This is a genomic window from Brasilonema bromeliae SPC951, assembly GCF_012912135.1.
GTDB classification, from domain to species: Bacteria; Cyanobacteriota; Cyanobacteriia; order Cyanobacteriales; family Nostocaceae; genus Brasilonema; species Brasilonema bromeliae.
Genome location: NZ_QMEB01000006.1, coordinates 44,729 through 57,098 on the forward strand (window position 1 = coordinate 44,729; position 12,370 = coordinate 57,098).

The following is a 12,370-nucleotide window of genomic DNA, read 5'->3' on the forward strand; positions in this document are numbered from 1 at the left end:
TCCTGTGATAAACATTATCAAGAAAAAATTCTCCAGTCAATTCATCCGAAATGTTGGCTGGCTGAGTATCTCAGAGATTATCTACAGAGTTTTGCGCTTGGGATTAGTTGTGATCATTGCGCGGTTTTTGAGCCGCCACGACTACGGTTTGGGTGCAATTGTAATGACAGTACGTGAGTTTTCAATCACGTTTGCTGATGTAGGTATAGCAGCAAAGATTATTCAGGCTGAAGAAGAAGAATTAGAGGATTTGTGTAACTCTGCATACTGGTTAAGTTGGGTCGTTTTTTTGAGTCTTTTTCTGATTCAGTCTATTGCGGCTTTTCCCATAGCTTGGTTTTATAAAAGTCCAAATCTGATTTTGCCAATTATTGTTTCAGGTTTAGCTTACTTAATTTGGCCTCTATCTACCATACAAAAAACTCTCATCCAAAGAGAAAATCGTCTGAAAGTAATAGCTATTACGAATAGTCTTCAAAACTTGACTGGCAGTATATTGAGTGCGATTTTTGCTGTATCAGGTATGGGTGTATGGTCGTTGGTGTTGCCTCCAATATTAGCTGCACCTATGGAACCCTTAATATACTACAGAGCACATCCTTGGCGTTTAAACACAGGATTTACTACAAAAAATTGGGGACAGATATTAAAATTTGGGAAAAATCTTTTAGGCGTCTCCTTATTAAGAACATTAAGAAATAACTTAGATTATTTATTGGTTGGTCGCTTTGTGGTCAACCCAGGAGATCCTGAATATGGAATTCAAGAATTAGGGTTATACTTCTTTGGTTTTAACGCAGGATTAGGAATTAGTTTAAGTTTTATCAATGCTATTAACTCAGCAATTTTGCCTCATTTATGTGCAGTACGCTCAGAATTGTCTGAATTGAAAAAATCCTATTTTAATAGTCTGAAAACTATTCGCGCTACCATTGTTCCTTTTGTCATACTCCAATCCAGTTTAGCTCATATTTATGTACCAATTGTTTTTGGTAAGAAATGGCAGCCTGCTATCCCCATCGTTGTTCTCATTTGCTTATCGGCAATTCCACGACCCTTTGCAGACGCTGCATCCCAATTGCTTATAGCTGTTGGGAAACCTCATTTAGATTTACATTGGAATGTCTTATTTACTATCCTATTTAGCATAGCAATTCTGATAGGAGTGAACTTACAAGTTCTTGGTGTAGATACATCTGTCTTATCAGTTCATCTCGGAGAACATTGGCAAATAATTGTTGTAGCTATATCTGTTTTATTAGTTCATCTTGTGTTTTTACCTCTGTTTACATTGTGGGCAACACGTTATGTTTTTCCAAAAAGTAAGAAAAATGAGGCGCTTCTATGAAAAAAGTTTCTGTGATCATTCCAGTTTACAAAGTTGAGAAATATGTAGCAGCAACAATACAATCAGTTCTTGATCAAACCTATAAAAATTTTGAGTTGATCATTATTGATGATGGTTCTCCGGATAAAAGCATAGAAATTTGCCAGCAATTTACAGACAATAGAATCAAAATAATCCGTCAGGAAAATCGGGGAGTTGCAGCGGCTCGAAACGTTGGTATTCGTCATGCTCAAGGAGAATATTTGGCTTTTTTAGATGCAGATGACTTATGGGTAAGCGAAAAGTTAGAACAACATGTTGAACATTTAAAGAATTCACCAGCAGTGGGGGTGAGTTTTTGTCGCTCTTCTTTAATCGATGAAGCGGGGAAGCCTTTGGGTATTTATCAAATAACCAAGCTTAAGGAGATTACCCCACTTGATATACTTTGTCGCACTCCCATAGGAAATGGATCGGTTCCCGTGATTCGGCGTGAGGTTTTTGAAGAAATTGCATTCCAAGATAATCTTTATGGAGTGGTAGAAAACTTTTATTTTGATGATGATCGCAAACTGCACCCTTCAGAAGATGTGGAACTTTGGCTGCGGATAGCGATAAAAACGAAATGGCTTATAGAGGGAATTCCTGAAGCTTTGACGCTTTATCGAATAAATTCCCAGGGCTTTTCGGCTCAACTGGTGAAAAAATTACATTCTTGGGAAACAATGCTGGAAAAAGCACGCGCCTACGTACCTCCAGCATCAATGGCCCAGTTAGAAAAAATCGCTATAGCTTATCAACTACGGCATTTAGCCCGAAGGGCAGTGACTTTAGAAGATGGTTCAACAGCTGTGGAGTTTGCTTGGCGATCGCTCTCTACCCACTGGCGAATTATACTAGAAGAACCACACCGTACAATTATCACCCTCGCTGCAGCTTATTTTCTCTGGCTCATGCCACGCCAGCTGTACCATCAAGTACAGTCTGTTGCTTTAAAAATTGCCGGAACTATTCAAAAACGACGCATTCAACAAGAAGAATTAGCAAAAAAATCTTATAGCGTTGTTCTAAAGGATGTCTGATATCAAGTCCCGTAAATTACCCATAATTCCCACGCACCCCACCCCGCCAAAGCTGCGCTTTGTCTCCCCTCCCCTTAATAAGGGGAGGGGATTAAGGGGTGGGGTTCAGAGCAGAGCGAAAATTATAACTAATTAACCGAACCTGATAGAAACCACCAAAATTGAAATTATGGTGCTCTTAACTGCTGAGTCATTCACACTCAGCAGTCGTTACTTATAAATCAGTACTGAATTATGCTCGCCCTAACAGAGGAGCTGCAGCAAGTAATGTTTTTGTGTAAGGATGTTGTGGATTGGCAAAAATCTGTTTAGTGCGACCAATTTCTACAATTTTGCCACTATTCATGACAGCAATCCTATCACACAAAAACCGCGCTAACCACAAGTCATGAGTGATAAATAAATACGTTAACTCAAATTCTTCTTTCAACTCCAACATCAAATCTAAAACTTGCGACTGCACGCTAGCATCTAACATACTCACTGGTTCATCGCAGATGAGTAGCTTAGGACGAGTAATTAAAGCACGGGCGATCGCCACTCTTTGCTGCTGTCCCCCAGATAAATCTGACGGATAACGTTCATAATAAACTTGTGGTGGTTTTAACCCCACTTTTTCCAGCATCGACAGCACCTGTTGTTTTGCATTCGCGGGAACCGCTAGCTTGTGAATCAGCAAAGGGTCAGCTATACTTTGTCCTACGGTCATCGCTGGATTTAAGCAAGCATGGGGATCTTGAAAGACCATTTGCATTTGCCGCCTAGACGCACGAACTTGTTGACGCGATAAGTTCGTTAAATCCTGTCCCAAAAACTCGACTTTACCTGCTGTGGGACGAATCAGTTGCAATATTGTCCGTGATAGTGTACTTTTGCCGCAACCCGACTCCCCAACTAATCCTAGAATTTCTCCTGGATAAAGTTCTAGGTTGATTCCATCCACCGCTTTAATGGTTTGATTTTGCCGTTTTAACAATCGCTCTATAAAGTTGGGTTCTAAGGTGTAATGCTGTTGTAATTCTAAGACGCGAAGTATGGGCGTTGACTGAACCTCTTGTCCTCTGTGAACGGGTATTGAGGAGAAGTCAGAGAATGAGGTGCTTTCATCAACTGTTTGAATATGCAAAGCTGCTTTGAGGAGAGACTGTGTATATTCGTGTTGGGGTTGCTGGAACACAGTCTGGGAAGAACCCGTTTCAACCATTTTGCCGTTGTACATGACGCCAATGCGATCGCAATACTCGGCAACAAGAGCCAAATCGTGAGAAATTAATAGCAGTGCCATGTTTTCTTCCCCGCACAGCCGTGTGAGTTCCTGCAAAATCTGTGCGGAAACTGTGACATCCAAACTTGTGGTGGGTTCATCAGCAACAATTAACTTGGGGGACAGAAGTAAGGCTAGGGCGATCGCCACCCTCTGACGCATTCCACCGCTAAACTCGTGGGGATACTGACTCCAACGACTGGCAGGAATTTTAACTTTTTCTAAAGTCGCAATTGCTTTTTCTTTGGCTTGTTTGGTGGACAATTGTGGTGAGTGAGCTTTTAATGTTTCCAAACAGTGATTGCCAATCGTCATTAATGGATCAAGGCGCGTCATGGGATCTTGAAATATCAGCGCGACTGCTTCTCCTCGGAATTTACGCAACTGTTCTGGCGTCATCTCAAACACTGAACGCCCTTGAAACGTTACTCGTCCCTCAATTTGGCTTGAGGGTGGTAGTAACCGCATTGCTGCGCGTCCTAGAGTTGACTTACCGCAGCCTGATTCTCCAACCAATCCCATTCTTTCCCCAGGTTGCAGGATGAAAGACACACCATTTACTGCCCACTGGGCTTCTTCGTCGCTGCGATGAGGATAAGCGACTCGCAAATTTTCAATACAAAATAAGGCTTCACTCATAATTAGGCTATCAGATATCAGCTATCAGCTTTTTTCTCTGACATACATAATATATGTCAGGATTATTACCAGAGTATCTTTTAAAAACAACAATATAACTGAGAACGCACCAATAATTCCAATGAGTATACGGATAAATCACCAGGTTTATCACTTTGGTTTTCTACTTATAAAGAATTATTTTATACTTATTTTTGCTTCAGCGAGTTTGAAGTTTTTTATCAGTCAAAAGTTTAAATTTTAAGGATTCTTGACTTTTGACGCTATTTACAACGAATTGTGCCCAGGAAATATGTAAAGATGACTACAAAACCTCAACAAATTTCCATGAAAAGAGTTTAAAAAAAGTTCAAGATTTTTAAGTTTCAATTTTTAATTTTAATTTGTCATTTTTTCATGGGTTACGGCTTGCCCTTCTGGTACTATTTATTGCAATATGGCATTACAGTAATTGATGAGAGTAGTCAGGCGATCGCCTATGGCATCAAGCCTACTCTTGGCAGTGGAAGCTTGCCGCGCTCCTTGGAAAAACATGACATCTATTTCCAACAGCCGCAGCTGCTTACTCATTTCCGTCTGATTTGACTGTAACCGACTCTCATCATTGCTGTCTGTGTCCAGATTAACTAAAGGGACAATCTGTTGCTGAAAAAATTGTTGCAAGGATCTCACACGCTGCGCGACTTCGGATGCATCTACTTTGGTAGTCATGACATCCGAATGCAATTGTTTCAGCAATACCTTCAATACGTGATACTTATCGCGAGTTAGAGACATCTAAGTTCTTCTTGAGATACTATTAAAGTCAAGGTAATGTCAAGAAACTTTTCAAATAGACCAAACTTTGTTAATTTTTATTTCCGAATCTGTTGTCTCATATGAAAATTGGGGCTGGATTTGGCATTTCATCGATTTTACCGACTTTATGATCCGAGACACTCGTACTGGATAATTTGCACTCTTTGCCTTGGGGAATCTACTCCACACAGAAGGACGAAAGTGCAAGTGTCAGTAAGAGTTTGTTTTTTCAATTTCTCACTTTACTATCAATTACCTAGCCACCCCCGATTCTTTCTATGAGCAGCACTGTTGTAGTCACTACCAGAATTGATGTTACTCTCCCAGAATGGCTACAGACTTGCCTAAATGGGTCATATACAGTAGTAGGCACAGAAACTGAAGATGGCCGAAGGCAAAGCGACATGGCTTTAATTCGTCAAGCATTTGAATTTGCTTACCAGTTGCATGAGGGTCAGTACCGTAAGTCAGGAGAACCATACATTTGTCATCCTGTGGCTGTTGCTGGAATCTTGAGAGACTTAGGGGGCAGTGCTGACATGATAGCAGCTGGCTTCCTCCATGATATAGTGGAAGACACAGATGTCACAATCGAAGAGATAGAGCAACGCTTCGGCAAAGAAGTGGGGCTTTTGGTTGAAGGTGTGACAAAGCTTTCTAAAATTAATTTCAAAAGTAAGACCGAAAGCCAAGCAGAGAACTTTCGCAGAATGTTTCTGGCTATGGCGCAAGATATCCGAGTGATTGTGGTGAAGTTAGCAGATCGTCTCCACAATATGCGGACTTTGGAATTCCTTCGTGATGAAAAACGCCGCGCAATTGCTTTGGAAACACGAGAAATTTTTGCTCCCCTGGCTAATCGCTCAGGGATTTGGCGCATAAAATGGGAACTGGAAGATTTAGCTTTTAAATATTTAGAACCAGAGGCTTATCGGCAAATTCAGGAGTATGTCGCTGAAAAACGAACGGCGCGGGAAGAGAGATTGACAAAAATTGCCGAAACTTTACGGACTCGGGTAGAGGAAGCGGGGATCAAGTGTCTGGACATGAGTGGACGTCCGAAGCACCTCTACAGCATTTACCTGAAGATGCAGAGGCAAAACAAAGAGTTTCACGAAATTTACGATTTAGCAGCACTAAGGATTATTGTCAATAGCAATGAGGAATGTTACCGTGCTTTAGCGATTGTTCATGATGCTTGCCGTCCAATTCCTGGTAGATTCAAAGATTACATCGGCTTACCTAAACCTAACCGTTACCAATCGTTACATACTGGAGTTATAGGTCCGTGGGGTCGTCCTCTGGAGGTGCAAATTAGAACATTGGAAATGCATCACGTCGCCGAGTATGGAATTGCAGCTCACTGGAAGTATAAAGAAACAGGAGACTCCAACATTATCCACTGGAGGCCATCAGATGAAAAGTTTACCTGGTTGCGGCAGCTGCTGGAATGGCAGAATGACCTCAAGGATGCTCAAGAATATTTGGAAAGCATCAAGGATAACTTATTTGAAGATGATGTTTATGTTTTCACACCTAAGGGAGATTTGGTTGCTTTAAATCCTGGTTCCACAACCGTAGATTTTGCCTATCGCATTCACACAGAAGTTGGGAATCACTGTGCAGGAGCAAAGGTAAATGGGCGGATGGTACCACTTTCAACGCGACTGCAAAATGGTGATATTGTAGAGATTCTGACACAAAAGAACGGTCATCCCAGTTTGGATTGGTTAAATTTTGTCAGAACTTCGGCGGCGAAAAATCGGATTAGGCAGTGGTACAAGCGATCGCGCCGGGAAGAAAATATTGCCCGTGGACGGGAATTGTTGGAAAAAGAATTGGGGAGATCAGGTGTTGAAAACCTGATTAAATCACAACCCATGCAGATAGTAGCAGAGCGATGTAATTATCATTCTATGGAAGATTTACTCGCGGCTTTGGGTTATGGTGAAGTGACGCTGAATTTAGTACTCAACCGTTGGCGAGAAGTCGTAAAGGCGCAACAACCTGTTGCAGATGCACCTCTAGTTCCGACCAAAGAACTCACCTCAACAACCAAAGCTTTACGAGACCTTACTCCAGCAACCTCACGCACCACTGACTCACCGATAATTGGGGTAGAAGGATTAGTCCATTATCTGGCTAAGTGTTGTACTCCGATTCCTGGAGAACCGATTATTGGTGTTGTCACACGAGGTAGAGGCATTTCGATTCATCGCCAAGGATGTCAGAATCTAGAGAATGTAGAGTGCGATCGCCTCGTACCAGTTCATTGGAACTCACCAGGCGAAATCTACTCTCGTCCTGCGACTTATCCTGTGAATATTCAGATTGAGGCTCTCGACCGCGTAGGAATTCTAAAAGATATTCTCTCACGCTTAAGTGACCACGGCATCAACGTCCGTCATGCTCAGGTAAAAACAGCGACTAGTCAACCAGCATTGATTGACTTGGGGATTGAGATACGCGATCGACCACAATTGGAACAGATCTTTACTCAAATCAAAAAACTGAGCGACATTATCAACATTCGTCGTGTCGGTCAAATCGAGGAATAGTAAAATTAATCCGTAATTCGTAATCTATAATCATTACGAATTACGAGTCAATCGACACTCCCGTCATAACACAATCCGGTTGCTTACCTAGCCCTCCTTTTGAAGGCTACGGTGTACACACATCTCCCTGAAAACCTCACCCTCGCTTTTTGCTACACAAAAACTTTTCCCTCTCCTTAATAAGGAGAGGGATGCCCGATAGGGCAGGGTGAGGTTAATAAGGAGAGGGATACCCGATAGGGCAGGGTGAGGTTAATAAACAGACGCATGCCCGATAGGGCAGGGTGAGGTTCCGAGGTTTGGGTAATTCGATGACGTGTGTGTACACGTAGCCCTAAAAAGGAGGGAACTAAGCCCCTCAAATCACAGTACTTCGCGTCCCATATAAGGTTGCAGCGCTTCCGGTATCCGTACCGTTCTATCCTCTTGTTGATAGTTTTCTAAAATCGCAGCCATTGTACGTCCCACAGCCAGTCCTGAACCATTGAGAGTATGCACCAGTTGGGTTCCTTTCTTTCCACTTTCTTTGAAGCGAATTTGCCCGCGTCGCGCTTGATAGTCCAAAAAATTGGAACAACTGGAAATTTCTCGGTACTTTCCAGAAGAAGGAAGCCAAACCTCTATATCATAGGTTTTCGCCGAGTGAAATCCTATATCCCCAGTACATAATTCTATGACTCGGTAAGGCAGCTGCAACGCCTGTAAAATTGCTTCTGCATTGTTTAGCAACTTTTCCAGTTCCTCACTAGAAGTGCTGGGATGGACAAATTTCACGAGTTCAACTTTGTTGAATTGATGCAGTCGAATCAGTCCCCGCATATCGCGTCCATAACTCCCAGCCTCCCGGCGAAAACACGGAGTATAAGCACAGTGGTAAATAGGCAAATCTTCAAAATTGAGAGTTTCACCACGATAGAGGTTGGTTACAGGAACCTCCGCCGTAGGCGTAAGCCACAAATCATCCGCCGCACACTTAAAGCTTTCTTCAGCGAACTTGGGCAATTGACCCGTAGCTGTCATAGACTCGGTATTAATCAAAAATGGCGGAATAACTTCCACATACCCTGCGGCTATCTGGCGATCAAGCATAAACTGGATTAATGCTCTCTCCAGTTTGGCACCAGCACCTATAAGGGTGATAAAGCGACTTTGTGCGACTTTTACAGCTCGCTCAACATTGAGAATACCCAACTTCTCGCCAATTTCCCAGTGGGGAAGAATGTTTGGGTTTTGGGGAAGATACTCATCACCCCAACGACGCACTTCTGGGTTATCTTCCTCACTCCTACCAACAGGTGTAGAGTCGCTTGGTAAGTTAGGAAGTGTGAGTAAAAGTTCTTCGATTTTGGCTGATAGCTCTTTTTCTTGAGGTTCCAGTGTCCCAATCTCAGCTTTGACAGAACTACCATTCTCACGCAACGCTTGAATTTCTGGTCCAGTGGGGTTGCAACCAGCTTTTATCTTTTCCGGAATTAATTTCGCAATTTCGTTACTGCGTGCTTGCAGTTGATTTCGCTTCGCTTCCAATTCGCGTTGCTGTTTATCCAACTCCAAAAGCGGCTGAATATCGTAGTCACCACCACGAGTTTTCAACCGTTCCTGAACCAATTGTGGATTTTCCCTTATTAACTTAATGTCCAGCACAGATTTATCCTAATTTTTAGCCTAGTATTTTCTTTACAGTTAACACTTCAAAATATAGTACTTCCGACTGGTGACAACTGCCAAAGCTAAATAAGTAGGTCGGTATTAATAAAGTTCACGATGTTTTGGCAGTCATGAGTCATTAGTCATTAGTCATGAGGAGGCAGTGATCGACTGGGGTCTGGCGGCATAAAACACCTGCCGTTCATTGGTAAGGGTTTTAGGCGTTTTTACAAATCTTTGCATAGCTTGATTTTTTTCCGCTTGTGTACTTAGCAGGGAAAAGTAAGTGATCTGTGACTAGTTAGTCATTCAAGCAGTCCAAAGCGAACAACAAATGATCCACTAGGAACTACGCTCAGACTGGGGTTTGGAGATGCGGTAGAGTATCCAAATTGACGCGACAAGCCCCGCAAAATGGGCTGTAACCGTATTTGTGTTTGCCTGCACGACAAACATGTCTAAGGGTTGGATACTCCGGCTAGGGTCGATCTGGGTGATTACTCCAGCACCCAATTGCGGTAAAGTCAATGACTTTGTGACTAGAGTCCCAACAATTATTTGTGCTCCTAACAGAGTCAATAGCATTCCTACTAAATGCACAATAATCGCAAAGCGTACAACTTGAACAGTTTCAACTTTGCGCGGGCGGTTGTTAGGATTTGAGGATTCTAGTCGTAGCCCAAGTCTGGTGTAACGGAAAGCTATATAAATGCCCACTGCTAAAGCAACAAGCCCAGCAACGGCAAAAATAGCGCCAAACCCAGTTCCAGGGTTACTACTGGTATTGGCACCTCTCTGACTAAAGACTGCGAACAGCAAAATGACCCCAGAAACAACACCTAGCACTAGTTGAATCCAGAAGCTAACCCATCCTGTAAGGCGAAATATTTGGGCAATTGCCCGGAGTGTAGACGAATCTGACATACTGATCACCATTTGTGCTGAGGGCTTGATAAATTTACTATCATACTTAGTAAGTGTGATAAGAGTATTTCTAGTAAATAACTTGCGTACTTCAAACTTTTTTGAGTGTGCCCACTATTCACAAAGCTTGAAAGAAAACATGATATTTTGCCTAATCTTTAAGCAAAAACTCTAGGAAAATTACTGTCTAGCAAAGTTTTGATTAAGTTTTACATAAATACCGCATTTTCCCTTTAAAATTGCTTAGACGGTATTTTATGCTTAAGCAGTCCTCACGCCTTTGGCATTACTTAACACTAAAGATTGCAGCATAGCCGTTGTTAAATCGCTCCTCAATACAATGTCAGAAACTTGGGTAGGGATACAAAAACTTGTATTCCTATAGTTGGTGCATCGGTTCCACGATAAATAAGCGTGAAATCTGTCTCATGTTATTTTTACCCTTTGGTGATCCAGCCTAAGCAGTGCTATGTACTCACTTTATAAGGGTAGTATTTTACACTACTCTTACCAGATTGTAAGCTTAACCCTTAGGCATTTTTCGTCATTCATTAACCATGAAACTTGAGGATATATATCATTTCTTTGAAAATCCTCCGCCAACTTACCTTTGTCAGGAACTCGCTGTTTGTTATATAATGTATATTTTGATACCAAGCGAATCCTATGGAACGGAGTTGATCCAACGACTGGAAACTGAATATCCAACCTATCGGCTTTCAGATACTGTGCTTTACAGTGCGATTAAATTTCTCGAAGACCAGAAGGCAATTACTGGGTACTGGAAAAAGCTGGAAGGACGGGGACGTCCTAGGCGAATGTACCAAGTCTCTCCAGAATGGCAATTTAAAGCGCAGGATTTAGCTCGTTTGTGGCAACAGTATATAAGCGGGAGAACAAGTTAACGAATCATTGATAATGAATAAATCACCTCCTGTGAAACCCTCATAATCTAGTTTATGGATACTGCTACTCTACCATCCACGTTGCTGCTCACTTTTTTATTATCGGTCGGGCTATTTTTCTTTATTCGTGCCTCTACCAAAGATCGTACACAAACCACACAACTGGTTTGCGAGCAAGACGAAGCTACTTTAATGCCTCAATTAAGGGAGTATTTTCAAACACGGTCTTACCGAGTAGCAGCGGTCGACCCAAAACAAAACCAGGTGACTTTTGAAGGCATTGTTAGACCAAGCTGGTTTTTAGCTGTGTTTTTAACACTTTTAGCAGCTGTTGGTCTTCTGTGTCTATCACTGGTTTTGTCGCTACTTTTTCCCAACCTGAGTACAGTATTTCTTGGGTTGGTGCTGGTCTCACCTTTGAGTGGTGTTTTTTATTGGAAGAAAGCTGGCAAACATGAGTTGGTGTCGCTGAAGGTGGAAGCAGCCGAAAGCGACCAACACTCTCCAACTCAAATAACACTAACAGCCCATCGAGATGAAATCACGGAGTTACGGAGGACGTTGGGATTAAAAAGTTGTGAATAGCTGTTATTCTTTCTATTCTTAGTCTTACACTCTTATGCTGTACCGTAAGCTATACCTCTTATAGCTTTCATTCGTATCCACGATACGGTACTTCCTTGCTTTTAAGCTTTCGCATTTTTATATAAGTATCTTTCAGTGACTAGTCTGAGTCCAGACTGGCATATCATTTTATAACTTTTCAGAATAACAAATGGAATAGAGAGAGGAGGTAAAACGACTCCAGATCTGTAGCTCTTCTCCACAAATTGTAGAAAAAAGTGATCTCGCTTGAAACTGCGTGCCAAAGCTTTGATCAGAACGGGTTCGCTGTATCCTCACTCCCACGTACGTTTTCACACCTAATACTCAACTCATACAAACACAAAGTTTGATTAGAGTTGATAGTCTTAAAGACAAAACTGCTAGCTTAACACTGGCAAGTGAGCTACATTCTTAAAAAAAAATGAAACTTAAAAAAAAACTAGCAATTTTGGTTGTTAATGGTTGTCATGAGCCAAATTCAAACTCTATGATCGCCATATGTTAGTTCAACGACTAGCAACAGCCAGTGATTCCTGACCTGGTGGGGCTTCGAGTACCCTCAGGCTCGGAAATAAAAAGTGATTCTCTTCAACATATTGAGCTCCAAACAGCCCCTTTTC

General features: G+C 42.0%; 10 protein-coding genes. 5 read left to right on the top strand and 5 right to left on the bottom strand.

What is annotated here, in order from left to right; genetic code table 11:
- Positions 1-4: 4 nt before the first annotated feature.
- Together DP116_RS01690 and DP116_RS01695 are read left to right on the top strand one after the other, a co-directional pair.
- Positions 5-1,348 carry a lipopolysaccharide biosynthesis protein gene (locus DP116_RS01690; RefSeq protein ID WP_339381541.1) on the top strand — a complete coding sequence of 448 codons (1,344 nt, stop codon included), beginning with the start codon at positions 5-7 and terminating at the stop codon, positions 1,346-1,348.
- Positions 1,345-2,409, top strand: coding sequence for a glycosyltransferase family 2 protein (locus DP116_RS01695; RefSeq protein ID WP_169153521.1), 1,065 nt, complete (start codon positions 1,345-1,347; stop codon positions 2,407-2,409). Before DP116_RS01690 ends, DP116_RS01695 begins: the two co-directional genes overlap by 4 nt.
- A gap of 232 nt (positions 2,410-2,641) precedes the next feature.
- Here DP116_RS01695 and DP116_RS01700 read toward each other — a convergent pair whose 3' ends face one another.
- Together DP116_RS01700 and patD are read right to left on the bottom strand one after the other, a co-directional pair.
- A complete protein-coding gene (locus tag DP116_RS01700) occupies positions 2,642-4,312 on the bottom strand; it encodes a dipeptide ABC transporter ATP-binding protein (protein WP_169153522.1) in 1,671 nt (556 codons plus the stop codon).
- A gap of 426 nt (positions 4,313-4,738) precedes the next feature.
- Positions 4,739-5,089: a heterocyst frequency control protein PatD gene (gene patD, locus DP116_RS01705; RefSeq protein WP_169153523.1), complete on the bottom strand. Its 351-nt coding sequence runs from the start codon at positions 5,087-5,089 to the stop codon at positions 4,739-4,741.
- Between the two features lie 299 nt (positions 5,090-5,388).
- Here patD and DP116_RS01710 point away from each other — a divergent pair, with 299 nt between their 5' ends.
- Positions 5,389-7,668 (top strand): RelA/SpoT family protein, encoded by a 2,280-nt coding sequence (locus DP116_RS01710; RefSeq protein WP_169153524.1) that lies wholly within the window; start codon positions 5,389-5,391, stop codon positions 7,666-7,668.
- Positions 7,669-8,031: 363 nt separating this feature from the next.
- Here DP116_RS01710 and serS read toward each other — a convergent pair whose 3' ends face one another.
- A complete protein-coding gene (gene serS, locus DP116_RS01715) occupies positions 8,032-9,312 on the bottom strand; it encodes a serine--tRNA ligase (protein WP_169153525.1) in 1,281 nt (426 codons plus the stop codon).
- Positions 9,313-9,657: 345 nt separating this feature from the next.
- Complete coding sequence (locus tag DP116_RS01720) at positions 9,658-10,239, bottom strand: DUF3611 family protein (RefSeq protein WP_211173017.1); 582 nt, start codon at positions 10,237-10,239, stop codon at positions 9,658-9,660.
- A 557-nt stretch (positions 10,240-10,796) separates the two neighbouring features.
- On the opposite strand from DP116_RS01720, the gene DP116_RS01725 reads away from it, so the two are divergent.
- Both DP116_RS01725 and DP116_RS01730 read left to right on the top strand, forming a co-directional pair.
- Entirely contained in the window at positions 10,797-11,144 is a 348-nt protein-coding gene (locus tag DP116_RS01725; RefSeq protein WP_169153527.1) for a PadR family transcriptional regulator, read from the top strand.
- Positions 11,145-11,198: 54 nt separating this feature from the next.
- Positions 11,199-11,729 carry a cofactor assembly of complex C subunit B gene (locus DP116_RS01730; RefSeq protein WP_169153528.1) on the top strand — a complete coding sequence of 177 codons (531 nt, stop codon included), beginning with the start codon at positions 11,199-11,201 and terminating at the stop codon, positions 11,727-11,729.
- Positions 11,730-12,256: 527 nt separating this feature from the next.
- On the opposite strand, the gene DP116_RS01735 is transcribed toward DP116_RS01730, so the two are convergent.
- Positions 12,257-12,370 (bottom strand): DUF3155 domain-containing protein (locus DP116_RS01735; RefSeq protein ID WP_169153529.1); only part of this gene is annotated, 114 nt, incomplete at its 5' end.

Excerpts from the sequence above, each read along its gene's own strand:
- patD (WP_169153523.1), bottom strand. The coding sequence starts at position 5,089 with ATGTCTCTAACTCGCGATAAGTATCACGTATTGAAGGTATTGCTGAAA.
- DP116_RS01710 (WP_169153524.1), top strand. The coding sequence starts at position 5,389 with ATGAGCAGCACTGTTGTAGTCACTACCAGAATTGATGTTACTCTCCCA.
- DP116_RS01695 (WP_169153521.1), top strand. The coding sequence starts at position 1,345 with ATGAAAAAAGTTTCTGTGATCATTCCAGTTTACAAAGTTGAGAAATAT.
- DP116_RS01730 (WP_169153528.1), top strand. The coding sequence starts at position 11,199 with ATGGATACTGCTACTCTACCATCCACGTTGCTGCTCACTTTTTTATTA.
- DP116_RS01725 (WP_169153527.1), top strand. The coding sequence starts at position 10,797 with ATGAAACTTGAGGATATATATCATTTCTTTGAAAATCCTCCGCCAACT.
- DP116_RS01720 (WP_211173017.1), bottom strand. The coding sequence starts at position 10,239 with ATGTCAGATTCGTCTACACTCCGGGCAATTGCCCAAATATTTCGCCTT.
- DP116_RS01700 (WP_169153522.1), bottom strand. The coding sequence starts at position 4,312 with ATGAGTGAAGCCTTATTTTGTATTGAAAATTTGCGAGTCGCTTATCCT.